The sequence below is a fragment of the Stenotrophomonas sp. TWI169 genome, assembly GCF_039674705.1.
GTDB lineage: Bacteria > Pseudomonadota > Gammaproteobacteria > Xanthomonadales > Xanthomonadaceae > Stenotrophomonas > Stenotrophomonas maltophilia_P.
In genome coordinates, this window is sequence record NZ_JBDJOB010000012.1 from 60,441 (window position 1) to 84,210 (window position 23,770).

Here is a 23,770-nt window from a genome sequence, read left to right on the forward strand (position 1 = left end):
AGATCCCATGCGCCTGACCGCCTCCCCGCTGCTGCTTGCCCTGTCCCTCGCCCTTGGAGCCTCGATGTCCGCCCATGCCGCCCCGCCGCCGCCGATCGCCGCCCCGGCCGAGGGCACCCTGCTGAACATTTCGGCCAACGCCGAAGCGACCCGTGTGCCGGATGTGGCCACCCTGTCGGCCGGCGTGGTCACCCAGGCCGCCGACGGCAACAGCGCCATGCGCCAGAATGCGCAGCAGATGGACAAGGTGCTGGCCGCGATCAAGGCGGCCGGCATCGCCGAGCGCGATGTGCAGACCAGCGGCGTCAGCCTCAACCCGCAGTACCGCTATGCCGACAACGAAGCGCCGAAGATCACCGGCTACCAGGCCAGCAACACCGTCAGCCTGAAGGTCCGCGACATCGCCAAGCTGGGCCGGGTGCTCGATGCGCTGGCCGCCCAGGGCGCCAACCAGATCAACGGCCCCAGCTTCGAGATCGACCAGCCGGAGCCGGTCTATGACGAAGCCCGCCTGGCCGCGCTGAAGAAGGCACAGGCGCGCGCCCAGACCTATGCCAAGTCGCTGGGCCTGCAGGTGCGCCGCATCGTCAGCATCTCTGAAAACAGCAACGGCGGCTTCCGCCCGGTGCCGATGATGCGGGCACAGATGGCCTCGGCCGCCATGGACAAGGCCACGCCGGTCGCGCCGGGCGAATCCACCGTTTCGGTCAACCTGGACGTGGTGTTCGAGCTGGGTCGCTGACGACCCGGCACGGCGGGGGCACTGTCCGCCGGACAGCGCCCTGCCCTGATCTGCTGCCCACGGGGCCGGATGCCTTTCCAGCGGAAAGGTCTCCGGCCCCGTTGCGTAGATGAAGGCCAGTTCAACATCGCCTGACATGCCTCTAGGCAATGGCGGCCACGACGCGCTAATGCTTGGCTGCCAGCCGCGTGCGGCAAACCCCGATGGCGGCCCTGGTGCGTTGACGTCTTTCGACACTGGCACGGAGGTGGACCATGGTTCGTACGTATCCCGTTGCATCCGCGCACTTCGACCCCGCCCGCATCGCCGCCTGGAGCGCGGCCATCGCACTGCATCTGCTGGCGTTGCTGCTGCTGCTCATCCCCGCCACCTACCAGGCGGTACAGGCCCCGCGTGACACGACCACGGTCCGCTGGATCGAAAAGGTCGAGACACCGGAACCTCCGCCGATCCTGCCCACCGAACCCGAACAGGTGAAGGTCGCCCCCCGCTCCCAGGCAGTGCCGACCGCACCGGCGCTGCCAGCCCCCACCGCAACGGTCGAAGACGCGCCAGGCATCGTCCTGCCGGCCGCCGAACCGACCGCCGTGATGGCGCCGCCGACGCTGGCGGCAGCTACGCCGCTGGCGGGAGCCCAGCTGCAGTACCGCAGTGCGCCGCCCCCGGCCTATCCCATCCCCGCGCTGCGCAACCGCGAACAGGGCACGGTCCTGCTGCGCGTGGAAGTGGACAGCAACGGCCAGCCTGTTGCGGTCAGCATCGAACGCAGCAGCGGCTCGCGCAGCCTGGACCAGGCCGCACGCCAGCAGGTGCTGCGCCACTGGCGGTTTGAGCCCGCCCAGCGTGACGGCGTGGCGGTGCCTGCCATCGGCATGGTGCCGGTGCAGTTCTCGCTGCCCGACTGACCGCTGCACCGGCCCGGCCTCAGGCCGGGCCGGAATCCGCGACCGGGTTTGCGAATCCGCACACCGCCCGTCCGCGCGCTGCCGATTAAGCAAAATTTCACGACTCCGTCACCTGCCGGAAACCTAGATTGGCCCGTCCCGGACCTGATCCGGCGACAGCCCTCAACGCAAGGTTTTCCAGTTAGGAGAGAAGCTGTGAAACACCCGATCCATCGGCCCGCCAGCCGCCGTGACACCCTGGCATCGTCCATCACTCACATCCTTACCGGCAGCACCCTGCTGCTGGCCGGCGCCGTGGTTTCCTCCTCCGCCTTCGCCCAGGAGCAGGCCACCAATCTCGACCGCATCACGGTCACCGGCTCGAACATCCCGCGCACCAATACCGAGACACCGTCCCCGGTGCAGGTGGTGACCCGCCAGGAGATCGACCGCACCGGCAAGACCACGGTCGCCGAATACCTGCAGACCCTGACCGCCGACGGTTCCGGCTCGATTCCCAAGACCTTCGGCAACGGCTTTGCCGGCGGCGGCGCCGGCATCTCCCTGCGTGGCCTCGGCGCCGGCTCGACGTTGGTGCTGTTGAATGGCCGCCGCATGGCCACCTACGGCCTGGCTGACGATGGCCAGAAGGTCTTCACCGATCTGAGCACCATTCCGCTGGATGCGGTGGAGCGCGTGGAAGTTCTGAAGGACGGCGCATCGGCGATCTATGGCTCCGACGCCATCGCCGGCGTGGTCAACATCATCCTGCGCAGCGATTTCCAGGGCGCGATCCTGCGCGGTTCCTACGGCGTCTCCGGCGACGGCGACGGCGATGCCAAGAAGGCGACGCTGACCGCAGGCACCGGCGACCTGGCCACCGATGGCTGGAACGCATTCTTCAGCCTGGACGTCGGCAAGACCGACGCGATCAAGATCGGCGATCGCAAGAACCGCAAGTGGATCGGCACCGGTGACATCCGTCGCTGGGGCTATTCCGCCGCCGACGCGCAGTTCCTGGGCGGTGCCTACCTGTCCGGTGGTACTGCCGGTGGCGTGGGCCCGAACGGCTCGGTGTTCGACGACCGCAATGTCGACGACGACAATCCCGCGTTCCTGGTGGCTCTGCCGGGCTGTGCCAATCTGACCAGCATTCCCGGCCAGACCGATGCGACCGCACAGCAGCAGGGCTGCCTGTGGGATCCGGCGCAGAAGTTCCGTGACCTGAGCCCGGAAGAGAAGTACATCAACGTGTTCGGACGTGCCAGCTTCGCCTTCGGCGAAGGCGGCGAGATCTACACCGAGATCGGCTACTCGAAGAAGGAAACCACCTTCAGCAACACGCCCTCGGGCGTGTCCGGCGGCTGGGGCTACCCGGAAGGACCGGTCAACGCCAACAGCGGTTCCGGTGCCACCGTGCTCGGCCCGGATCATCCGGACAACCCGATTCCCGGCCAGGCCTCGCGCCTGCGCTATTCGGCCTGGGACGTTGGTCCGCGCGTGACCAACAACACCAACGAGTTCAACCGCTTCCTGGTGGGCGTCAAGGGCAACTGGGGCGACTGGAACTATGACACCGCCTACCTGCACTCGGGCACCGACCTGATCAACCGTCGTACTGGTTTCCTGCACTACGACAACGTCCGCTGTGCACTGGCCAACCCGAACTGTGCCGGTGGCGTATGGCGCATCGGCGACAACGCCAACCTCAACTCGCAGGCGCTGTACGATTTCATCTCGCCGGAGATCAGTGCACGCGCCAAGTCCAGCCTGGACATGTTCGACTTCACCGTGTCGCGCAGCCTGATGGACCTCAAGGGTGGCCCGCTCGGCCTGGCGATGGGCACCGAGTGGCGCAAGACCAGCAACAGCCTGACCCCGCAGACGTTCACCGACACCGGCGACATCATCGGCCTGGGCTACTCGGCCTATGACGGTACCCAGAACGTGTATGCCGGATACGTCGAACTGTCCGCGCCGGTGCTGGAACAGCTGGAGCTGTCCGGTGCACTGCGCTACGACAAGTACGAGAGCGGTGAAGGCAAGGCGACGCCGAAGCTGGGCGTGAAGTGGACACCGGCTGACTGGATCGCGCTGCGCGCCAGCTACGCCGAAGGTTTCCGCGCGCCGAACCCGGCCGAGAACGGCGACGGTGGCCTGGCCGCCTTCTCCAACGCCCGCGACCCGGTGCGCTGCGCCATCAGTGAAGCCGAATGCACCGCACGCTCGGTGGCGATCATCACCCGCCCCAACAGCGACCTGAAGCCGGAGGAATCCAAGAGCTATTCGGTGGGTATCGTGCTGCAGCCGACCTCCTCCACCTCGATGACGGTGGATGCGTGGCAGATCAAGCGCACCAACGAAATCGCCCAGGGCAGCACCGCCGACGCCATTGCCGCCGGCAACGTCCTGCGCGACACCAACCTGCTCAACGGCATTGCCGGCACCGGCAGCATCCTGGCGGTCAACACGCAGTACATCAACGCCGCTTCCACCCGCGTGCGCGGTATCGACACCGATATCCGCCAGACCTTCGATATCGGTCCGGGCCAGCTGGAAATGGATCTGCAGTGGAGCCATGTGCTGAAGTTCGAGCGCACCGATGCCGATGTGACGGTCGACTACGCCGGCACCCACGGCAACTGCGACGTCACCAACTGCATCGGCACGCCGAAGGACCGCATCAACTTCGGCACCACCTGGAGGCAGGGCCCGTGGAGTGTCAGCGGCGTCGCCAACTACATCAGCAAGCTGGAGAACAAGGACCGCCGTGGCGGCGACTACCTGGCGTTCTACGAGGATGGCTCGCCGGTCGAGAAGATCTCCTCGTTCACCACCTTCGACCTGTCCGGTCGTTGGAACATCACCGAAGCCTTTGAACTGAACGCATCGGTGCAGAACGTGTTTGATCGCATCGCACCGCTCGATCCGACCACCTATGGCGGCGTGAACTACAACCCGCTGCACTTCAGCGGAGCCATCGGCCGCTACTTCACGGTCGGTGCCAAGTACACCTTCAACTGATCGTCGCTGCAGCATCACCTTCGGAGGCCCGGGCACATGCCCGGGCCTCCGTCGTTGCAGATGTTGCATGCGGCTTCACGGCACTGCCGCTACTGTGCCCCTGCGGCCGCGCTGCCGCAGGGGAGATTCATGGCTGCGACCTCACAACGGCTGGGCCTGGCTGCACTGACCGCTCTGGTGGTCGGCTCGATGGTCGGCGCCGGCATCTTTTCCCTGCCACAGAACGTGGCGCGCAGCGCCGGTCCGGCCGCCGCGATCATCGGCTGGGCGGTGAGTGGCGCCGGCATGCTGATGCTCGCCTTCGTGTTCCAGGCCCTGGCCAACCGCCGGCCGGACCTCGATACCGGCATCTACGCGTATGCGCGGGAAGGCTTCGGCAACTACATCGGCTTCTCCGCGGCATGGGGCTACTGGGTTGCCTCGGTACTCGGCAACGCCAGCTTCTTCGTGCTGATCTTCAGTGGCCTCGGCCACTTCATGCCGGTGTTCGGTGAAGGCAATACGCCGGCAGCGGTGGCCGCCTCGTCGCTGTTGCTATGGACCGTGCACCTGCTGGTGCTGCGCGGCCTGCGCACTGCCGCCATCGTCAACGGCCTGGTCACGGTGGCCAAGCTGCTGCCCATTGCGTTGTTCCTCATCCTGGCCGCCGGCGCGTTCCGCATGGACGTGTTCGGCGCCGATTTCCTGGGTACCCCCGCACTCGGCGATCTCGGCCAGCAGCTGCGCGGCATGATGCTGGTGACCGTATGGGTGTTCATCGGCATCGAAGGCGCCAGCATCTATTCCCGGCGCGCTGCGCGTCGTGCCGATGTAGGGCGCGCGACCGTGATCGGCTTTCTCGGCGTATGGCTGCTGCTGGTCCTGGTGAGCCTGTTGTCGATGGGCGTGCTGTCGCAGGCCGAGCTGGCCGCCCTGCCCAATCCATCGATGGCCTACGTGCTGCGCGCCATCGTCGGCGAATGGGGCGCGACCGTGATCATCATCGGTTCGATCATCTCGGTGCTTGGCGCCCTGCTGGCCTGGGTACTGCTGTGCGCCGAGGTGCTGTATGCGGCTGCCGGTGACGGCACCATGCCCGCGTTCCTTGGCCGCGAGAATGCGCGCGGCGTGCCGGCCAATGCGCTCTGGCTGAGCAACGGCCTGATCCAGTTGTTCCTGCTGCTGGTGCTGGTGAATTCCGGCAGCTATACCGGCCTGGTACTGCTGGCTGCATCGATGAGTCTGGTGCCCTATTTCCTGTCCACGGCATTCGGCGTGCAGCTGGCCTGGCGTGGTCAGGCCTATGCGGGCGGCGAAGCGGGAATCCGCTGGCGCGACTTCAGCGTCGCGCTGCTGGCGAGCGCATACGCGCTGTGGCTTGTGTATGCCGGTGGCCTGCACAACCTGCTGCTGTCGGTGCTGTTGTATGTGCCGGGCGTAGCGCTGTTCGCGCTGACCCGTCGCCAGCGTGGCGAACAGGTGTTCACGCCTTGGGAGTGGGTGCTGTTCGGCGCCATCCTGGCCGTTGCGATCGCCACACTGATGGCGTTCTGGCGAGGAGCGCTGACTCTGTAGAGCAAAAAAAAAACCTGCATCTCGCGATGCAGGTTTCTGAAAGTGGCGCCCGAAGTTGGACTCGAACCAACGACCCCCTGATTAACAGTCAAGTGCTCTAACCGGCTGAGCTATTCGGGCAGACGAACAGTATAACGGCTCTTCACGCGCGATGGTAGGGGTGATTTGCAATCATTGCGGCGGCCCGGTACAGCTGTTCCGCCACGACCAGCCGCACCAGCATGTGCGGCAGCGTGAGCGGACCAATCGACCACTTCTCGTCGGCCAATGCCGAAACTTCGGGCGAATGCCCCTCGGGACCGCCGATCAGGAACGCCAGGTCCCTGCCCTGTCCCCGCCAATGCTCCAGGCGCTGCGCCAGCTGTTCGGAACTGAGCTGGCGGCCGGGCACATCCAGCGCCACGACGTAGGCATTCTTCGGCAGCGCGGCGATCACCCGCCGGCCCTCGTCCTCGGTGGCACGGCGTGGATCGCGGCCTTTGCCGCGCAGGCCGGGCTCGATCTCGACCAGCTCGAACGGCAGCCAGTGCGAGAGCCGCTTCTGGTACTCGGCGAACCCCTGCGCGACCCAACTGGGTGCGCGTTCACCGGTGGCGATCAGGCGGGCTTTCATCAGCGCTCCTCGAAAACGTCGACGGCGCCATCGGCGCCGTCGAAGGGATGCATCAACGTGCGGCTCAGGCCACTTCGTCGTCGCTGGACGGCGGCTGGTCACCGACCGTCCACAGGCGCTCGAGGGCGTAGAACTCACGCACGCGCGGCAGCATCACGTGGACGATCACGTCGCCCAGATCGACCAGTACCCACTCGGCTTCGCGCTCGCCCTCAACCCCGAGCGGCATCACGTCGATCTTCTTGGCGAAGCGCACGACCTCGTCGGCGATCGACTTGACGTGGCGGGTCGAAGTACCCGAGACGATCACCAGGTAATCGGCAACGCTGGACCGGCCGCGCACGTCGATCTCGACCAGGTCCTTGGCCTTCAGGTCTTCGGTGGCTTGACGGACACTGGCCAGCAGTTCCGGCACGGACGGCGGCGGGCTGGGCAGATCGACCTTGATGGTCTGGGGCTGGGTCTGGTTGCTCAAAGTGGATCGACTCGATAAACGTGGGGGCGATTATACGGGGATGGCGCGGTCGCGGCATTCACGGTGTTGCCGGATGGTACAGCCGCTGCGCGGCCACGTAGTCGGCCACCGCCGGCGGCAGCAGGGCACGCCAGGGCCCTGCCGCGGCGATCTGCGCGCGCACGGCGCTGGCCGATTCCCCGCGCAACGGATGGTGCAGGCGCAGGATGCGGCCGGCCGGACTGGCAAACAGGTCCTGTTCGCTGTCGGCCCACCGCCCTTCCAGGACACGGCCGAGCTCGCCGTCGACCGAGGCCTGCAGTGGACTGCCCGGCCGCTCCGCCACCACGAAGTGGGCCAGGCCGAACAGCGCCTCCCACTCATGCCAGCCGGGCAGGCCCAGCAGGCTGTCGGCGCCGACCAGCCAGGCCAGGGGCCGGCTGGGACCGAGCTCGCCGCGCAGTTCGCGCAGGGTATCGACGGTGTAGGACGGGCGACCGGGAAAGCGCGCGGCCCGATCCAGTTCGTGCCGGTCCAGCAGCAGCCCCGGCTCGTCGCCGATGGCCAGCGACAGCATCGTGCAGCGCTGTTCGGCGGTCGCGCCGGGAACCGGGCGGTGCGGTGGATCGGCCGCCGGCAGCATCCGCACCGCGACCTGCAGCTCATCGCGCGCGGCGCGCGCGATCGCCAGGTGTCCCAGGTGCACCGGATCGAAGGTGCCCCCGTAATAGACCCGCAGGCTCATCGATCAGGCCCGGGCCAGCAGCCGCACGGCGCGCGGCTCGGCCACGGCCACCAGCAGGCGCTCCAGCGCCAGCCAGGCGTCGCCGTCGGCGCGCCCCTTGGCGATGCGGTCGACCAGCCCGGCCTCGGCCACGAAACGTTCCCAGCGCTTGCCTTCCGGATGCCGCTGCAGCGCACGCTTGTACGGTGCCTGCCGCGACTCCCAGATGCCGCGCGATTTCATCTCGGCGGCAAGGTTGCCACCGCGTGCCTGCACCCGCGCCAGCCCGGCACCTGCCAGCAGTTCCCGGATCACGATCGGCATCAGCGCGGCCACCGCCTCGCCTTCGCCGCGCAGGCCGGCAAGCATGCGCAGCACCGCCGCCGGTTGCCCGGAGAACGTGGCTTCCACCAGCCGGAATACGTCGTAGCGGGCGGCATCGGCCACCAGCGATTCCATCCGTTCCACGTCCAGCGCGTGCCCATCGGCCAGCAGCGCCAGCTTGTCGATCTCCTGCGCCGCGGCAAGCAGATTGCCTTCCACGCGCTCGGCCAGGCGCTGCACTGCGGCCGGATCCGCGCGCAGGCCTTTGCTGCGCAGGCGACGCTCGATCCAGTCGGGCAGTTCATGCGGCTTGATCGCCCAGGCCACCGACAGCACGCCGACCCGGCCCACCGCTTCAGCCCATTTGCCCTGGTGCGCCTTGCTCCATTCGTTGGCGGTGATCATCAGCACGACGTCCGGTGCCGGATCGGCGCAGAACCGGCTGATCACCTCGGCGCCGTCCTTGCCCGGCTTGCCACTGGGCAACCGCACTTCCACCAGGCGACGGGCACTGAACAGGCTCGGCGCGTTGAAGCTGGCGTCGAGCTGGCCCCAGTCGAAGTCGCGACCATCGGCGTCGAACACCTCGCGCTCACCGATGCCGGCGGCGCGCGCCCGCGCACGGACCGCGTCGGCGGCTTCCAGCACGCGCAGCGTCTCAGGACCGGCGATCAGGTACACCGGCGACAGCGGGGTATCAGCGCCCTGGCTGGCCAGCTGCTCCGGACGCAGTTCCATGCCGGTCCCGGTCAGGGCTTGATGGCCGGTGCCGGTGTCGGCTCGGCCGGACCCGCAGGATCGACCGGCTTCGGCGCGGACAGGCTGCCCCCCTTCGCGACTTCGGCACGGACCACGCTGTCGATGCGGCGGATGATCGAGGCCGACATTTCCCGGCGCAGTTCATCGGCCAGGATCTCGCGCTCGGTGGTGGTACCGGTCGCGTCGGTGGGCGGCGACACGTAGTCGCGCGACAGTTCGATCACCTGCTGCGGCACCAGTTCGCTGCCATCCTCGCGACGGAAGATGAAGATCACCGCGTAGCGCAGGCTGTATTCCTGCGCACGACCCTGCGAGTCGATCGCGATCGGCAGGTCGCCCCAGCGTTCGGACAACACCTGCAGCTGGGTGCTGGGTTCGTTGCCATCCTCGCTTGCCAGCTTGGCGCCGGACGCCTGCAGACTGCGGTTGAGCAGCTTGACCAGTTCACTGTACGGGGCCGTGGAGACCACCTTCACCGGCGCGGTGTCGGTCGGCAACATCAGCTTGTTGCGCAGATGGAAGCCACAGCCGGCAAGGCCGAGGACAAGAACGAGGGCAAGCAGGAGTCGGGTCATGGAGAACAGTCTGGCGGAGCCGGGCGATCACGGCAACAGACAGCGTGCCCGAGACCGCGTGAACGCAGGGCCATCAACCGCATGCCCCCCGCGTTGCTGGAACACCGGCCGCCGGGAGGGCGGCCGGTGCGGGGTACATCAGGCGGCGACGATGTTCACGATCTTGCCCGGGACGATGATGATCTTGCGCACCGTCAGGCCTTCCATGAACTTCGCTGCATTCGGCTCGGCCAGGGCCAGCGCCTCGACCTGCTCGCGAGCGGCATCGGCGGCCACTTCGATGGTGCCGCGCAGCTTGCCGTTAACCTGCACGGCCAGGGTCAGCGCGTCGCGCACCAGCGCGCTGGCGTCGGCCTGCGGGAACGGCTGGTCCTCCAGCAGCGTCTCGCCATGGCCAAGCACCTGCCACAGGGCGTGGCTGGCATGCGGGGTGATCGGATTCAGCAGCAGCACGATGGCCTGCAGTGCTTCCTGGCGCACCGCGCGGCCCTGTTCGCTGCCGTCCTCGAACTTGGCCAGCGCGTTCATCAGTTCCATCACCGCAGCGATCGCGGTGTTGAAGCTGTGGCGGCGGCCATAGTCGTCGCCGACCTTGCCGATGGTCTCGTGGGTCTTGCGGCGCAGCGCCTTCTGGCCACCGTCCAGCGCGGCCACGTCCAGCGCCGGGGCGGTGCCCTCGGCGGCATGCTTCTGCACCTGGGCCCACAGGCGGCGCAGGAAGCGGGCCATGCCGTCCACGCCGGCCTCGTTCCACTCCAGCGACTGTTCCGGCGGTGCGGCGAACATCGAGAACAGGCGCACGGTGTCGGCGCCATACTTGCCGACCATCGCCTGCGGGTCCACGCCGTTGTTCTTCGACTTGGACATCTTCTCGGTGCCACCGACCACCACCGGCTGACCGTCGGCGATCAGGGTCGCGCCGGTGATGCGGCCGCGCTCGTCACGCTGCACTTCCACGTCGGCGGGATTGATCCAGTCCTTGGAACCGTCCGGGTTCGGACGGTAATAGGTCTCGGCGATCACCATGCCCTGGCACAGCAGATTGCGGGCCGGTTCGTTGCTGTCCACCATCCGCGCGTCACGCAGCAGCTTGTGGTAGAAGCGGAAGTACATCAGATGCAGGATCGCGTGCTCGATGCCACCGATGTACTGGTCCACCGGCAGCCAGTAGTTGCCGCGCTTGTCCACGGCATCACGCGCGCCCGGCGAGGTGTAGCGCGCGTAGTACCAGCTCGACTCCATGAAGGTGTCGAAGGTATCGGTCTCGCGCTCGGCTGCACCGCCGCACTCCGGGCAGGTGGTCTTGCGCCACTCCGGGTCGGTCTTGATCGGCGAACCGGTGCCGGAGAACGCGACGTCCTCCGGCAGCACCACCGGCAGCTGCTCTTCCGGCACCGGTACCGCGCCGCACTTGGCGCAGTAGATCACCGGAATCGGGCAGCCCCAGTAGCGCTGGCGGCTCACGCCCCAGTCGCGCAGGCGGTAGTTCACGCGGCGCTGCCCCTGCGCCTTGCGCTCGAAACGCTCGGCCAGGGCTTCAAAGGCGCCCTGGAAATCCAGCCCGTCGAACTCGGCCGAATTGATCAGTTCGAAGGCACGGTTCTTGTCGCTGTACCAGTCCTGCCAGCGCGCGCCATCCCAATTGCGCTCGTCGTCATTGCGCGGATCCTTCAGCGCGATGACCTGCACGATCGGCAGGCCGTACTTGTTGGCCACTTCGTTGTCGCGCTGGTCATGGCCGGGCACGGCCATCACCGCACCGGTGCCATAGCCCATCAGCACGAAGTTGGCGACCCACACCGGCACCTTCTCGCCGGTGACCGGATGGATGGCGCGCAGGCCGGTATCCATGCCGCGCTTTTCCTGCGTTTCCAGCTCGGCCTCGGACACGCCGCCCTGCTTCATTTCCGACAGCAGCGCGGCCAGTTCCGGATTGTTCTTCGCTGCGTGCAGCGCCAGCGGGTGCTCGGCGGCGATCGAGACGAAGGTCACGCCCATCACGGTGTCCGGGCGGGTGGTGAACACCCGCAGCGGATCCAGCGCGCTGCCATCGACGTCGCGCACGTCGAACTGGATCTCCAGGCCCTCGGAACGACCGATCCAGTTGCGCTGCATGGTCTTGACCGATTCCGGCCAGCCGTCCAGCTCGTCCAGGCCGTCCAGCAGCTCCTGCGCGTAATCGGTGATGCGCAGGAACCACTGCGGAATCTCACGCTTCTCGACCAGCGCACCGGAACGCCAGCCACGGCCGTCGATGACCTGCTCGTTGGCCAGCACGGTCTGGTCGACCGGGTCCCAGTTCACCACCGCGTTGCGACGGTAGGCCAGGCCCTTGCGCATCAGACGGGTGAACATGCGCTGCTCGTGGACGTAATAGTCCGGGCGGCAGGTGGCGAACTCGCGCGACCAGTCGATGGCATAGCCCAGCGACTTCAGCTGGCTGCGCATGTGGTCGATGTTCTTGTAGGTCCACGCCGCCGGCGCGGTTTTGTTCTTGATCGCCGCGTTTTCCGCCGGCAGGCCGAACGCGTCCCAGCCCATCGGCTGCAGCACGTTGTGGCCGGTCATGCGCTTGTAGCGGCTGATCACGTCACCGATCGTGTAATTGCGCACGTGCCCCATGTGCAGCGCACCGGACGGGTACGGAAGCATCGACAGGCAGTAGTACTTCGGCTTGTCGGAAGTCTCGTCGACCTCGAACGCGCGGGTGGCGTCCCAGTACTGCTGGGCGGCGGATTCAACCTGCTGCGGGTCGTAGGCGTTGGGTTCAGCGCTGGTCATGGAACACGCGGATGCGGCGGCAAAGCGGTACAGCGTACCGCAGTGCGGCAAACGTCTCCAATCCTGTCCGACGGCTGTGGGCCCGGTGGCGGCCCCGCGACCGTCTCAACGGGCCCGCGACAGCGGCAGCGCCAACGCCAGCCAGACCGCCCAGCAGGCGAAGGCCAGCCGCTGCGACAGAGGCGCCGGCAGCACGCCCTGCAGGGCGAAGGCTGCCAACGCGGCAACCACACCACAGGCCAGCGCCACCCCGCCCAATGCCCGGCCCTGTGTGTCGCGCAGGCGCGCCGTGCCCAGCAGCAGGGCGCCGGCAACGAAGCCCAGCACCCATACCATCCAGGCGCTGGCATGCAGCTGGCTGGCCAGCCCGTGCAGGTCATCCACATCCAGCGGCAGCACGCCCATGGCGGCGAACGCCAGGCCGGCCAGCAGCAGCATCTGGCTGCCCACACGCGGGGCCCAGCCCGCGGTGGCCGGCAGCTGCCGGCGCAGGCATTCGGCCACCACCACCGCCAGCAGGCCCGGCAGCATGAAGCCCAGCAGATTGAAGCCCAGGGCATGCGGCATCCCCTGCGCGCCCAGCAACGCCACCGGATGGCGGGCCTGCGCATAGCCGTCGAGGCCGGCACCGAAGCCGATGACCGCAGCCACGAAGACGAGTGCGGCGATCACGCCCGACAGGCGCAGCAAGGGGGACAGCGACGACATGCAGGCTCCATGACAGCGGCAACAGGAAGGCCGCATTGTCGGCCATTTGCAGCGGCCCGGGTTGAGACGGACAGGTTCCGCCACCATAGAATCCCTCTCCAGATGCCAAGCGATGCCTCCTCCATGACCGAGACGACCTACGTATTCGACGCCACCACTGCGACCTTCGAGGCCGAAGTCCTGCAGAAGTCGCTGCAGACGCCGGTGCTGGTCGATTTCTGGGCCACCTGGTGCGGTCCGTGCAAGACCCTGGGACCGATGCTGGAAAAGCTGGCCGGCGAGTACAACGGCGCCTTCGAGCTGGCCAAGGTCGATGTCGACAAGGAACAGCAGATCGCTGCCGCCTTCCAGATCCGCTCGGTACCGACCGTCTTCCTGGTCAAGGACGGGCAGCTGGTGGACGGCTTCCCCGGCGCCATCCCGGAGGGCCAGCTGCGCGAGTTCCTGGCCCAGCACGGCATCGTCCCCGCTGATGTCGGCGATACGGTCAGCGAGGAGGAAGCACCGCTGGACCCACAGGCACAGGTGGACGTGCTGCGCGCGCAGATCGCCGCCGAACCGGACAAGGACGAGCTGAAGCTCGACCTGGCCCTGGCCCTGCTGCAGATCGGTGGCGTGGATGAAGCCGGTACGCTGATCGACCGCCTGCCGGCCAACCTGGCCACCGACGACCGCGCCGTGCGCGCCCGTGCACGCCTGGCCTTCGCGTCCGCACTCAAGGACGCCCCGGCCGCCGAGGTGCTCGAATCACGCATCGCCGCCGATGGCCGCGACCTCAAGGCGCGCCATCTGCGGGGCGTGCAGCTGCTGCTGGAGGGTCAGGACGAGGCGGCCCTGGCCCAGTTCCTGGAAATGCTGCGGATCGACCGCGGTTTCGAGGACGGATTGCCGCGCAGGACCCTGATCGACGCCTTCAATGTGATCTCCGACGAGGACCTGGTCGGGCAGTACCGCAGGAAGATGGCCTCGCTGCTGTTCTGAACGGAAGCCTGTCCCGTTCAGAATCCCTGCACTGAACGCGGGCGATAATGTGATCGATGGCGGCCGTTCGGCCGCCGCGATCCATTCGGGGGGATGAGGGTCGGGGCCATTGGGTCTTGCTGCTGCGCCTCCGCATTGCCGGGACTGCAAACTGTGACCTTCGTCCGCACTTCGCCTTTCATTACGCGCCTCCAACGTATCCTGCTGTGTGCCCTCCTGCTGCTGCCGGCCATCGCCGCCGCACAGGACTGGAACTACCGGGTCCGTCCCGGTGACACCCTCTGGGACCTGGGTGGCCTGTACCTGAAGCCTTCCGTGCCCTGGCAACAGCTGCAGCAGCACAACCGCATCGCCAATCCCTATCAGCTGCCGCCGGGCCAGCTGCTGCGCTTCCCGATCAGCTGGCTGCGCACCGAGCCTGCGCCGGCACGGGTCCTGTCCGTGCGCGGCAAGGTCGGGCTGGTGGGCGGCGATGGCAGCGCCACCCGCGCGGTGCGGGCCGGAGAGCAGCTGCGCATCGGCGACACCGTGGAAACCGAAGGCGACTCCAGCATCACCCTCGAATTCGCCGATGCCTCGCGGTTGCAGCTGCGCGAGTATTCGCGCCTGCGCCTGGACCAGCTCAGCCGCTACGGCCGCACCGGCATGGTCGATACCCGCCTGCGCCTGCAGCAGGGCCGCGCCAGCAACCGGGTCACCCCGGCACGTGGCCCGGCATCGCGCTACATCATCGATGCACCGACGGCGACCAGCAGCGTGCGCGGCACGGTCTTCCGCGTCAGCGCCGGCGATGGCGAGGCCGGCCGGATCGGTGCCACCGAAGTGCTGGAAGGACGGGTGCAGGTCGCCAACACCCACGGCCAGCGCCTTGTCCGTCCGGGCCAGGCCAGCCGCAACGCCAGCGCCGACAAGGCGCCCGCCGCCGTGGCCGCGCTGCTGCCGGCGCCGACGCTGCGCCAGGATGAGCTGAGACTGGCCCCCCTGCCGAGCCTGCTGGCCTGGGACCCGGTCGCCGGGGCCGACCACTACCGGGTGGAGGTGGTGCAGGCGGCCACGCCGGAAATCCTGCTGTTCGCCGCCACCACCGCCGACACGCGACTGGCGATCGGCGATCTGCCGCCCGGCGAGCTGCGTGTGCTGCTGCGTGCGGTCGACGCACAGGGCGTGGAGGGCCTGGACGCCAGTGCCGACTTCGAACTCAGCGACCAACCGCCGCCGCCGTTGACCGTCTCTCCGCTGCACGGCCAGACCGTCAACAGCGATCGCCCCCGGTTCCGCTGGACCCAGGCCCCGGGCGCGAGCAGCAGCGTGCTGCAGGTCGCTGCAGAACCGACGTTCACGCAGCCGCTGCAGGAGCAGGCCAGCACCGGTACCGACCTGCGCCTGGCGCAGCCCCTGCCGCCGGGCCAGTACTACTGGCGCGTTGCCTCGCGCGATGACAACGGCCACCAGGGGCGCTATGGACAAGCGCTGCCACTGCAGCTGACCAACGAACCGGTGGACCCTGCCCTGCAGCCGCCCGAGGCGGCGCATGGCCAACTGACCCTGCGCTGGCAGGCCGGCAGCGAAGGCCAGCGCTACCGCGTGCAGGTGGATCGTCGTGGCGACTTCGCCAGCCCGATGCTCGATGAAACCGTCGAGCAGCCCCAGGTCAGCTTCAAGCGGCCATGGAGCGGCACCCTGCACGTGCGCGTGCAGTACATCGACGACGACGGGCACGCAGGCGATTTCTCGCCCGCGCAGCAGGTCAAGCTGCCCTGCCGCCTGTGCTACGGCGCCGGCGGCGGCGGTGCGCTGCTGCTCTGGCTGTTGTTATGAGGCGTTCGCCGCTTCCATGGTCCCGACGGATCGCACTGGCCGTGTTGGCCGGTGTGCTGACCGCCGTGGCCAGCCATGGCCAGTGGCTGTGGCGCCAGGATGAAGCGGCCTACGACGCGATGGTCGGCGGCTGGGACTATCGACCCGACCCCAGCGTGCTGATCATCGCCATCGACGAAGGCAGCCTGCAGCGCATCGGCCAATGGCCATGGCCGCGCTCGGTACATGCGCGCCTGCTTGATCGCCTTACCGACGCCGGCGCCGAACGCATCGCACTGGACCTGATGCTGTCAGAACCCGACCGCCGCGACAGCCGCCAGGACGAAATCCTGGCCGCCGCGATCCGGCGCAATGGCCACGTCGTACTGCCCGTGCTGGCGGCGCCGGCAGCCGGCGACCGCATGGCCGAGGAACTGCTGCCCATTCCACTGATCGCGGCCAGCGCTGCGGCGATCGGCCACAGCGATGTCGAAGTGGATGGCGATGGCGTCGCCCGTGGGGTGTACCTGCGCGCCGGCATCGGCCAGCCGCATTGGCCTGCGCTGGGCCTGGCCCTGGCCGGACTGCCCGCCAGCGCGATCGACGGCCTGCCGGATCCCGAGCCGGAGGTCGATTCCCCCTATCAGTGGCGCCGCGACGATTACGTGCGGGTGCGCTACGCCGGCCCGCCGGAACGATTGCCGCAGGTGTCCTATGCCGACGTGCTCGAGGGCCACGTGGACATGGCGATGCTGCATGGGCGACGCATCGTGGTCGGAATGACCGCCAGCGGCATCGCCCCGCGCCTGCTCACGCCGACCACGCGCGAGTACTGGATGAGCGGCAGCGAGTACCAGGCCAACATCGCCTCGATGCTGCTGCAGGGCAGGCAGATCCACGTCCTGCCACGGTTCTGCCAGGACGCCATCGGTGGCCTGCTGGTGGCGCTGTGCGTGATCCTCCTCGGCCTGCGCCTGCCCTGGCTGACGGCGCTCTGTTCGCTGCCGCTGGCCCCGCTGCTGAGCTGGGCGCTGCTGCGCGCCGGCAACCTGTGGTGGGCACCGGCCAGCGCGATGCTGGGCATCGTGCTGGTGCTGCTGGCCTGGGCGATATGGCGGATCGCGGCCTGGCACCGGCTGGCCAACCGTGACGCGCTGACCGGCCTGGGCAACCGGCTGCGTTTCGAACAGTCGCTGCAGCAGGAATGCGATGCCGCACGGCGCAGCGGCAAGCCACTCACGCTCGCGCTGATCGACGTCGATCACTTCAAGCACCACAACGACCGTCACGGTCACCAGGTCGGCGATCGCGTACTGCGCGAAGTGGCGCGGCAGATCGCCACGCACGCGCGTCGCCCGCGCGACAAGGCGGCACGCTACGGCGGTGACGAGTTCGCGCTGGTGCTGCCGGATACGCCGGCCGAGGGCGCGCGGCAGGTGATCGAAGACCTCATCCAGAGCATCCGCGCCCTGCCCGCACCGGGTGAAGGCCATGGCGGCGGCATCACCCTGACCATCGGCGTCTATACCCGCATCCCCAACGGCGAGCTGCAACCCCACCATTTCGTGGAAGGTGCCGACGCGGCGCTGTACCAGGCCAAGGCCAATGGTCGCGACGGCTACGTGATCGACGCCGCAGGGTGACACGCGCCGCGCCGCGCACAGCTACAACATACGCATGCGAATGGTTAGACTTGGGGCCCGCCCTCCGCCCTCGCGATGCACATGAACGCCCGCCTGTTCCGTTTCGGCATCAACCTGTGGCCGCCCTTCCTGTTCACCGGCATCCACGTCACCCGGGTCAGCCCGGACTACCGGCAGATCGACGTCGAGCTGCGCCAGCGCCCCTGGAACCGCAACTACGTGGGCACCCACTTCGGTGGCAGCCTGTTCGCGATGACCGACCCGTTCTGGATGCTGGGCCTGCTGCATATCCTCGGCCGCGACTACTACGTGTGGGACCGCGCCGGTGCGATCGACTTCCTCAAGCCGGGGCGCGGCACCGTGCGCACGTCGTTCCGCATCGACGATGCGCTGCTGGACGAACTGCGCGCCGACGCTGCCGGCGGCGGCAAAGTGCTGCGCTGGTTCAGCAACGATGTGGTCGATGAAGGCGGCGAGGTGGTCGCTCAGGTGCGCAAGCAGGTCTACCTGCGGCTGAAGCCGCACGCACGCTGATCCCGGCGGCATTCCCCCGCATCATCGGCAAGCGCTGGCCGCTACAATGCGCCCATGTCGCTCGAAGCCCCCTCCCTGGTCCCCCGCCCCTCCCTGCAGCGCCTGTTCCTGACCGGCCTGCTGACCCTGCTGCCGATCTGGCTCACCTGGGTCGTGGTCAAATTCGTGTTCGTGCTGCTGTCGGGCATCTCCAGCCCGCTGGTGGTGCCCCTGTCGGAGCAGATCGCGACCAGCTTCCCGCATTACCTGGGCTGGGTGCGCGCGGAGTGGATCCAGAACACCATCGCGCTGCTGGCGACGCTGCTGGTGATCCTGGCCGTGGGCGTGGCCAGCCGCCGCGTGCTCGGCCAGCGCCTGCTGCGCTGGATCGGCGCGGTGATCAAGCGGATCCCGCTGGCCAGCATCATCTACGACAGCGCCAAGAAGCTGCTGGACATGCTGCAGACCGAACCCGGCAGCACGCAGCGCGTCGTGCTGATCGACTTCCCGCACCGCGACATGAAGTCGGTCGGCCTGGTCACGCGGGTGATCAAGGAACACGGTACGGACCGCGAACTGGCAGCGGTGTACGTGCCGACCACGCCGAACCCGACCTCCGGCTATCTTGAAATCGTGCCGGTGGAACTGCTCACACCCACCGACTGGACCGTGGACCAGGCGATGAGCTTCATCATTTCCGGTGGTGCTGTGGCGCCAGCCAGCGTGCCGTTCACCCGCGCGGGCGAACGCACCGAATGAGCACGACGCCGGTCGAGCGCCCGCTGCAGGACCGCGCGGTCCTGCTGTTCATCGTGCTGGCCGCGTTCTTCTGCGGCAATGCCGTGCTGGCCGAGCTGATCGGAGTGAAGATCTTCGCGCTGGAAGACACGCTCGGCATCGACCCGCTGAACTGGAACCTGTTCGGCCAGACCGGATCGTTGAGCTTCACCGCCGGCACACTGCTGTGGCCGGTGGTGTTCATCATGACCGACACCATCAACGAGTTCTTCGGCAAGCGCGGGGTGCGTTTCATCTCGTGGTTGGCGGTGGTGCTGATCGCCTACGGCTTCCTGTTCGCTTTCGCGGCGATCTCGCTGGCGCCGGCCAGCTGGTGGGTCACCTCGATGAACGCCCATGGCGTGCCCGACTACCAGGCCGCGTTCGCCGCGGTGTTCGGCCAGGGCATGTGGACCATTGCTGGTTCGCTGGTGGCCTTCCTGCTCGGCCAGCTGATCGACGTGGCCGTGTTCCACAGGATCCGGCAGGCCACCGGCGAGCGCCACGTCTGGTTGCGCGCTACCGGTTCCACCGCGGTCTCGCAGCTGGTGGACAGCTTCGTGGTGATCTGGATCGCTTTCGTGCTCGGCCCGCAGCAGTGGCCGACATCGCTGTTCCTTGCGGTGAGCAGCGTCAACTACGTCTACAAGATGGGCTTTGCGATCGCCCTGATTCCCCTGCTGTACCTGATGCGCCGTGCGATCACCCGATACCTGGGTGTCGAGCGCGCGGCCGCGCTTCGCGCTGCGGCCGCGGCTGACTGAAGGCCCAGCGGGCGCCAGCTGACTGCGCCCCCGCGCTGGCCGTACGCGGCCGGATCGTGCAAGCTCCACGGTCTGTGTTCCACGGAAGCTCCTGATGCCGTATTCCACCCGCGCCCTGGCCGCCGCCATTGCCGCGTTGTTCCTGTTCAGCGCCGTTCCGTCGGCCGAAGCTGCGAAGAAGAAGGCCACCCGGCCCGCTGCGACGCAGAGCCGTCCGGCGGCCAAGCCCAAGGCGCGGCCCAGCACGCGCGCCACCGCACCGGCACGCAGCGCCACCCGCTCCCCCGCGCGCCCGGTCGCCGCCGCCCGCACTGTGCCCAAAACGGTCCAGCTGGAGCGCCTCTATGACGAATACTGGGATGCGTCGATGCGGTTGAACCCGCTGCAGGCGACCTTCCAGGGCGAAACCCGCTACAACGACCAGCTGCCGAACATCCTGTCCGCGGCGTGGCGCCAGCAGTCGCATGACTTCACCGTAGAGTGGCTGGGCAAGGTCGAGAAGATCGGCAGCGACGGCCTGCAGGGCCAGGACCTGCTGAGCTACGAGATCTTCGTGCGCGACGCGCGCGCGACCTTGGCCGCCGAGCCGTATCCCAGCTGGATGATGCCGATCAGCCAGTACTACAACGTCGGCAGCATCATGGCCATTCTCGGTGCCGGCGCGGGTGCGCAGCCGTTCAATACCGTGCAGGACTACGACACCTGGTCGCGCCGCTCGCTGGGCATTCCGGCGCTGTTCGACCAGGCCATCGACAACATGCGCCAGGGCATGAAGGCCGGGGTGGTGCAGCCGCGCGACCTGATGGAAAAAGTGCTGCCGCAGCTGGATGCGGTGATCAAGCCGACCGCCGAGGAAAGCATCTTCTGGTCGCCGATCCGGACCATGCCGGAGTCGATTTCCGCCGAGGACAAGGCGCGCATCAGTGCCGAGTACAAGCGCATGATCGAACTGCGCATCATGCCGTCCTACCGCGCCCTGCGCGGCTTCATCGCCACCGAGTACCTGCCGGCCACGCGGACCAGCAGCGGTCTGGGGGCCCTGCCCAATGGCCAGGCGTGGTACGCCAACCTGATCGTGCAGACCACGGCCAGCGAACAGACACCCGCGCAATGGCATGCGCTCGGCGAACAGCGCGTGCAGGAGCTGCAGGCGCAGATCGCCGCAGTGATGAAGGATGCGAAGCTGCGCGGCACGCCGACCAAGCTTCTGCGCAGCATGCGCAGTGATCGCCAGTTCCAGTATGGCGACGCCAACGCGCTGCTCGGCCGCTACCGCCAGGTGCAGCAGCAGGTCGCCACGCGCCTGCCGCAGGTGCTCGACACGCTGCCGAAGGCTGCCCTGGACATCCGTGCAGTGGAGCCCGAGCGTGCGCTCACCGCGGCCGCGGCCTCCTACCAGCCGACACAGCCCGGCGAGGCCGGGGTGCTGTATGTGAACACCCGCGACCTGCCCAGCCGCAAGCGCTGGAACGTGCCGGTGCAGTACCTGCATGAAGGCATTCCCGGCCACCACGTGCAGTTGGGTCTGCAGCAGGAGCTGGCCAAGCAGCCGCGCTTCCGGCGTGCCGGCGGCGACCTGGCCTTCATCGAAGGCTGGGGCCTGTACTCGGAAACGCTGGGGGAAACGCTGGGCGTCTACACCGATCCCTACGACCGCATCGGCTATCTCTCCTCGCGCCTGCTGCGCGCAGCGCGCGTGGTCGCCGACACCGGCGTGCATGCCCAGGGCTGGAGCAAGCAGCAGGCCGTCGCCTACCTGCAGAAGACCGTGGACATGAGCAGCGATGATGCCAATGCCGAAGTGGAGCGGATCATGGCCCAGCCTGCGCAAGCGCTGTCCAATGTGGCCGGCCTGACGACCCTGCTGGCACTGCGCGACAAGGCCAAGGCACGCCAGGGTGCGGCATTCGACCTGCGCCGTTTCCATGCCGAACTGCTGAAGGACGGCTCGATGCCGCTGGACGTGCTGGAGCGGAAGATGGAACGATGGCTGTCACAGCCGCCGGGGGCCGCGCCCACCCCCTGATCGCCACGGAGCCCTCATGCGTCCCGCCACCGTCGTGTTCGCTGCCGTACTGGCCCTGCTGCCGCAGGCCGCGCCTGCCGCACCGGCGGTGATGCCACCGGATGCGGGCATCGATGGCCTGATGCAGGCCTACGATGGCCAGGTGCCGGGAGCAGCGGTACTGGTGCTGCACGACGGGCAGGCGGTGTTCCGCCGCGGGTACGGCTTGGCGGTGGTGGAAGATGGCACTGCGGTGACCGCGGCCAGCAATTTCCGGCTGGCCTCGGTGAGCAAGCAGTTCACCGCCGCCGCCGTGCTGCTGCTGGTGGAAGAGGGCCGCCTGGGCCTGGACCAGCCAGTGCGACGCTGGCTGCCGGAACTGCCGCCTGCGGCCTCCTCCGTCACCCTCCGTCACCTGCTGTCGCATACCAGCGGTCTGCCCGATTATGAGGACCTGATGGACCCTGCCGACAGCCGCCAGGTGCACGACGCGGACGTGCTGGCGCTGCTCGCGCGCGAGGACCGGCTGGATTTCACACCGGGCACTGCGTACCACTACAGCAACAGCGGTTATGCGCTGCTGGCGCTGATCGTCGGGCGCGCGTCGGGCCAGGATTTCGCCACCTTCCTGCAGCAGCGGATCTTCGGCCCGCTGCACATGACCCACACCGTCGCCCACCAGGACGGCGTCGATACGGTCACTGCGCGGGCCTACGGCTACAGCTGGCTCGACGGTCGCTGGCAGCGCACCGACCAGAGCACCACCAGTGCCGTGCTGGGTGATGGTGGCATCTATTCCTCGCTGGACGACCTCGCCCGCTGGGATGCCGCACTGTACGACGACCGCCTGCTGTCAGCCGCATCGCGGCGGGCCATGTTCAGCCCGGCCACCGCAACCACCGAACCGGACGTACCGCATTACGGCTTCGGCTGGCGCCTCAACGGCCGCATGCAGTGGCACAGCGGCGAAAGCATCGGCTTCCGTAACGTCATCCTGCGCTATCCGGACCGGCATCTGACAGTGATCGTGCTGAGCAACCGCAACGACCCCGAACCCTATCCGCTGGCGCTGAAGATCGCCCAGCGCTGGCTGGACATCCTGCAATGACCGACGATCCGACCGCCCTGCTGGGCATCCATCATGCCGCGCTGATCTGCAGCGACTATGCGCGCTCGAAGAATTTCTACGTGCGCATCCTCGGCCTGCGCGTACTGGCCGAGAACCACCGTGCCGCGCGCGATTCGTGGAAGCTGGACCTGGCACTGCCGGATGGCGGCCAGCTGGAACTGTTCTCGTTCCCGTCACCACCGCCCCGGCCCAGCCGCCCGGAGGCACAGGGCCTGCGTCACCTGGCCTTCCGCGTGGCCGCGCTGGAGCCATTCATCCAGCGCCTGGCCAGCTGCGGCGTGGACTGCGAACCGGTCCGCGTGGACGAATACACCGGCCGCCGCTTCACCTTCTTCGCCGACCCGGACGGCCTGCCGCTGGAACTCTACGAAGTCGGCTGATGGCTCGGGGTCAGATCCCTTTTCCATCGGGAAAGGATCTGGCCCCACTCACCTGCTCGACCCGGCACCCCCTTCCCCATACCCCGCCGAATGGGTATACAGTCGGCGTGTACCGGCACCGTGCCGGAATGAACCCTGGGAGGGGACCATGCGCAAGACCTTCAAGACCCTGCTGCTGGCGCTGCCGCTGTGCCTGGCGGCGCTCTCGGCGCAGGCCGCCGATGGCGCGGCCGGCCGCTGGAAGACCATCGACGACAAGACCGGCCAGGTGAAGTCCATCGTCGAGATCAGCCAGGCCGCCAACGGCACGCTGTCCGGCAAGGTGGTGGACATCCTGCACTCGGACAAGGGTCCGAACCCGGTCTGCGATGGCTGTGAGGGTGCCAACAGGAACAAACCGGTGAAGGGCATGACCATCCTCTGGAACCTGAAGGCCGACGGCGCCAGCAAGTGGTCCGGCGGCACCATCCTCGACCCCGCCAACGGCAAGACCTACAAGTCGAAGATGGAACTGCAGCCGGGTGGCAACAAGCTGGACGTCTCCGGCTGCATCGCCTTCATCTGCCGGGCGCAGACCTGGGTACGCGAGTAAGCCACCGGCCCGTCCGTGCATTCCCGTGACCCGGCCCCGGCCGGGTC

Annotated in this window: 21 protein-coding genes and 1 tRNA gene; 14 read left to right on the top strand and 8 right to left on the bottom strand. The window is 67.9% G+C overall.

Annotated elements, in window-relative coordinates:
* The first annotated feature begins 7 nt into the window (after positions 1 to 7).
* The 4 genes from ABE543_RS11080 to ABE543_RS11095 all read left to right on the top strand — a co-directional run bounded on the left by ABE543_RS11080 (position 8) and on the right by ABE543_RS11095 (position 6,204).
* The gene (locus ABE543_RS11080) at positions 8 to 742 is read left to right on the top strand and encodes an SIMPL domain-containing protein (protein WP_053516775.1); all 735 of its coding nucleotides are present in this window, start codon (positions 8 to 10) and stop codon (positions 740 to 742) included.
* 254 nt (positions 743 to 996) lie between these two features.
* The gene (locus ABE543_RS11085; protein WP_197600349.1) at positions 997 to 1,647 is read left to right on the top strand and encodes a TonB family protein; all 651 of its coding nucleotides are present in this window, start codon (positions 997 to 999) and stop codon (positions 1,645 to 1,647) included.
* 195 nt (positions 1,648 to 1,842) lie between these two features.
* Positions 1,843 to 4,650, top strand: a complete 2,808-nt coding sequence (locus tag ABE543_RS11090) for a TonB-dependent receptor (protein WP_065174869.1) — start codon at positions 1,843 to 1,845, stop codon at positions 4,648 to 4,650.
* A gap of 129 nt (positions 4,651 to 4,779) precedes the next feature.
* Positions 4,780 to 6,204 carry a basic amino acid/polyamine antiporter gene (locus tag ABE543_RS11095; RefSeq protein ID WP_128988847.1) on the top strand — a complete coding sequence of 475 codons (1,425 nt, stop codon included), beginning with the start codon at positions 4,780 to 4,782 and terminating at the stop codon, positions 6,202 to 6,204.
* A gap of 43 nt (positions 6,205 to 6,247) precedes the next feature.
* On the opposite strand, the gene ABE543_RS11100 is transcribed toward ABE543_RS11095, so the two are convergent.
* The 8 genes from ABE543_RS11100 to ABE543_RS11135 form a co-directional block, all read right to left on the bottom strand.
* Positions 6,248 to 6,324 (bottom strand) — tRNA-Asn (locus ABE543_RS11100).
* A gap of 22 nt (positions 6,325 to 6,346) precedes the next feature.
* Positions 6,347 to 6,817 (bottom strand): 23S rRNA (pseudouridine(1915)-N(3))-methyltransferase RlmH, encoded by a 471-nt coding sequence (rlmH, locus tag ABE543_RS11105; protein WP_019662111.1) that lies wholly within the window; start codon positions 6,815 to 6,817, stop codon positions 6,347 to 6,349.
* A gap of 64 nt (positions 6,818 to 6,881) precedes the next feature.
* Positions 6,882 to 7,292, bottom strand: a complete 411-nt coding sequence (gene rsfS, locus ABE543_RS11110; RefSeq protein WP_053520119.1) for a ribosome silencing factor — start codon at positions 7,290 to 7,292, stop codon at positions 6,882 to 6,884.
* A 58-nt stretch (positions 7,293 to 7,350) separates the two neighbouring features.
* Positions 7,351 to 8,016, bottom strand: a complete 666-nt coding sequence (nadD, locus tag ABE543_RS11115) for a nicotinate-nucleotide adenylyltransferase (protein WP_053520120.1) — start codon at positions 8,014 to 8,016, stop codon at positions 7,351 to 7,353.
* A 3-nt stretch (positions 8,017 to 8,019) separates the two neighbouring features.
* Positions 8,020 to 9,057 carry a DNA polymerase III subunit delta gene (gene holA / locus ABE543_RS11120; protein ID WP_053520121.1) on the bottom strand — a complete coding sequence of 346 codons (1,038 nt, stop codon included), beginning with the start codon at positions 9,055 to 9,057 and terminating at the stop codon, positions 8,020 to 8,022.
* Between the two features lie 11 nt (positions 9,058 to 9,068).
* The gene (gene lptE / locus ABE543_RS11125) at positions 9,069 to 9,653 is read right to left on the bottom strand and encodes an LPS assembly lipoprotein LptE (protein WP_128990301.1); all 585 of its coding nucleotides are present in this window, start codon (positions 9,651 to 9,653) and stop codon (positions 9,069 to 9,071) included.
* A 138-nt stretch (positions 9,654 to 9,791) separates the two neighbouring features.
* Entirely contained in the window at positions 9,792 to 12,434 is a 2,643-nt protein-coding gene (gene leuS / locus ABE543_RS11130; protein WP_111186412.1) for a leucine--tRNA ligase, read from the bottom strand.
* A gap of 105 nt (positions 12,435 to 12,539) precedes the next feature.
* Positions 12,540 to 13,142, bottom strand: a complete 603-nt coding sequence (locus ABE543_RS11135; RefSeq protein ID WP_111186402.1) for a DUF998 domain-containing protein — start codon at positions 13,140 to 13,142, stop codon at positions 12,540 to 12,542.
* 123 nt (positions 13,143 to 13,265) lie between these two features.
* Here ABE543_RS11135 and trxA point away from each other — a divergent pair, with 123 nt between their 5' ends.
* From trxA to ABE543_RS11185, 10 genes are all read left to right on the top strand, one after another.
* Complete coding sequence (gene trxA / locus ABE543_RS11140; protein WP_262218626.1) at positions 13,266 to 14,123, top strand: thioredoxin; 858 nt, start codon at positions 13,266 to 13,268, stop codon at positions 14,121 to 14,123.
* Positions 14,124 to 14,231: 108 nt separating this feature from the next.
* Positions 14,232 to 15,941 (top strand): FecR domain-containing protein, encoded by a 1,710-nt coding sequence (locus ABE543_RS11145; protein WP_315973556.1) that lies wholly within the window; start codon positions 14,232 to 14,234, stop codon positions 15,939 to 15,941.
* Positions 15,938 to 17,563 (top strand): CHASE2 domain-containing protein, encoded by a 1,626-nt coding sequence (locus ABE543_RS11150; RefSeq protein ID WP_346475682.1) that lies wholly within the window; start codon positions 15,938 to 15,940, stop codon positions 17,561 to 17,563. The genes ABE543_RS11145 and ABE543_RS11150 overlap by 4 nt, the downstream gene beginning before the upstream one ends.
* A gap of 81 nt (positions 17,564 to 17,644) precedes the next feature.
* Positions 17,645 to 18,097, top strand: a complete 453-nt coding sequence (locus ABE543_RS11155; protein WP_277380949.1) for a DUF4442 domain-containing protein — start codon at positions 17,645 to 17,647, stop codon at positions 18,095 to 18,097.
* A 54-nt stretch (positions 18,098 to 18,151) separates the two neighbouring features.
* Positions 18,152 to 18,835 carry a DUF502 domain-containing protein gene (locus ABE543_RS11160; protein ID WP_053520126.1) on the top strand — a complete coding sequence of 228 codons (684 nt, stop codon included), beginning with the start codon at positions 18,152 to 18,154 and terminating at the stop codon, positions 18,833 to 18,835.
* Positions 18,832 to 19,617 carry a queuosine precursor transporter gene (locus tag ABE543_RS11165; RefSeq protein ID WP_053520127.1) on the top strand — a complete coding sequence of 262 codons (786 nt, stop codon included), beginning with the start codon at positions 18,832 to 18,834 and terminating at the stop codon, positions 19,615 to 19,617. Before ABE543_RS11160 ends, ABE543_RS11165 begins: the two co-directional genes overlap by 4 nt.
* A 94-nt stretch (positions 19,618 to 19,711) precedes the next feature.
* Entirely contained in the window at positions 19,712 to 21,643 is a 1,932-nt protein-coding gene (locus ABE543_RS11170) for a DUF885 family protein (RefSeq protein WP_346475683.1), read from the top strand.
* A 16-nt stretch (positions 21,644 to 21,659) separates the two neighbouring features.
* On the top strand, positions 21,660 to 22,730 hold the full coding sequence (locus tag ABE543_RS11175; RefSeq protein ID WP_065181824.1) for a serine hydrolase domain-containing protein: 1,071 nt from the start codon (positions 21,660 to 21,662) through the stop codon (positions 22,728 to 22,730).
* Entirely contained in the window at positions 22,727 to 23,131 is a 405-nt protein-coding gene (locus ABE543_RS11180) for a VOC family protein (RefSeq protein ID WP_346475684.1), read from the top strand. Before ABE543_RS11175 ends, ABE543_RS11180 begins: the two co-directional genes overlap by 4 nt.
* Before the next feature lie 148 nt (positions 23,132 to 23,279).
* On the top strand, positions 23,280 to 23,723 hold the full coding sequence (locus ABE543_RS11185; protein ID WP_053519945.1) for a DUF2147 domain-containing protein: 444 nt from the start codon (positions 23,280 to 23,282) through the stop codon (positions 23,721 to 23,723).
* Positions 23,724 to 23,770 lie beyond the last annotated feature (47 nt).

What these genes read in the sequence shown, in the direction of transcription:
- rlmH (WP_019662111.1), bottom strand. Translation starts at nt 6,817, where the DNA reads ATGAAAGCCCGCCTGATCGCCACCGGTGAACGCGCACCCAGTTGGGTC.
- ABE543_RS11185 (WP_053519945.1), top strand. Translation starts at nt 23,280, where the DNA reads ATGCGCAAGACCTTCAAGACCCTGCTGCTGGCGCTGCCGCTGTGCCTG.
- ABE543_RS11180 (WP_346475684.1), top strand. Translation starts at nt 22,727, where the DNA reads ATGACCGACGATCCGACCGCCCTGCTGGGCATCCATCATGCCGCGCTG.
- leuS (WP_111186412.1), bottom strand. Translation starts at nt 12,434, where the DNA reads ATGACCAGCGCTGAACCCAACGCCTACGACCCGCAGCAGGTTGAATCC.
- ABE543_RS11080 (WP_053516775.1), top strand. Translation starts at nt 8, where the DNA reads ATGCGCCTGACCGCCTCCCCGCTGCTGCTTGCCCTGTCCCTCGCCCTT.
- ABE543_RS11155 (WP_277380949.1), top strand. Translation starts at nt 17,645, where the DNA reads ATGAACGCCCGCCTGTTCCGTTTCGGCATCAACCTGTGGCCGCCCTTC.
- lptE (WP_128990301.1), bottom strand. Translation starts at nt 9,653, where the DNA reads ATGACCCGACTCCTGCTTGCCCTCGTTCTTGTCCTCGGCCTTGCCGGC.
- ABE543_RS11095 (WP_128988847.1), top strand. Translation starts at nt 4,780, where the DNA reads ATGGCTGCGACCTCACAACGGCTGGGCCTGGCTGCACTGACCGCTCTG.
- trxA (WP_262218626.1), top strand. Translation starts at nt 13,266, where the DNA reads ATGACCGAGACGACCTACGTATTCGACGCCACCACTGCGACCTTCGAG.
- ABE543_RS11150 (WP_346475682.1), top strand. Translation starts at nt 15,938, where the DNA reads ATGAGGCGTTCGCCGCTTCCATGGTCCCGACGGATCGCACTGGCCGTG.
- ABE543_RS11160 (WP_053520126.1), top strand. Translation starts at nt 18,152, where the DNA reads ATGTCGCTCGAAGCCCCCTCCCTGGTCCCCCGCCCCTCCCTGCAGCGC.
- holA (WP_053520121.1), bottom strand. Translation starts at nt 9,057, where the DNA reads ATGGAACTGCGTCCGGAGCAGCTGGCCAGCCAGGGCGCTGATACCCCG.
- ABE543_RS11135 (WP_111186402.1), bottom strand. Translation starts at nt 13,142, where the DNA reads ATGTCGTCGCTGTCCCCCTTGCTGCGCCTGTCGGGCGTGATCGCCGCA.
- ABE543_RS11085 (WP_197600349.1), top strand. Translation starts at nt 997, where the DNA reads ATGGTTCGTACGTATCCCGTTGCATCCGCGCACTTCGACCCCGCCCGC.
- ABE543_RS11165 (WP_053520127.1), top strand. Translation starts at nt 18,832, where the DNA reads ATGAGCACGACGCCGGTCGAGCGCCCGCTGCAGGACCGCGCGGTCCTG.
- nadD (WP_053520120.1), bottom strand. Translation starts at nt 8,016, where the DNA reads ATGAGCCTGCGGGTCTATTACGGGGGCACCTTCGATCCGGTGCACCTG.
- ABE543_RS11175 (WP_065181824.1), top strand. Translation starts at nt 21,660, where the DNA reads ATGCGTCCCGCCACCGTCGTGTTCGCTGCCGTACTGGCCCTGCTGCCG.
- ABE543_RS11170 (WP_346475683.1), top strand. Translation starts at nt 19,712, where the DNA reads ATGCCGTATTCCACCCGCGCCCTGGCCGCCGCCATTGCCGCGTTGTTC.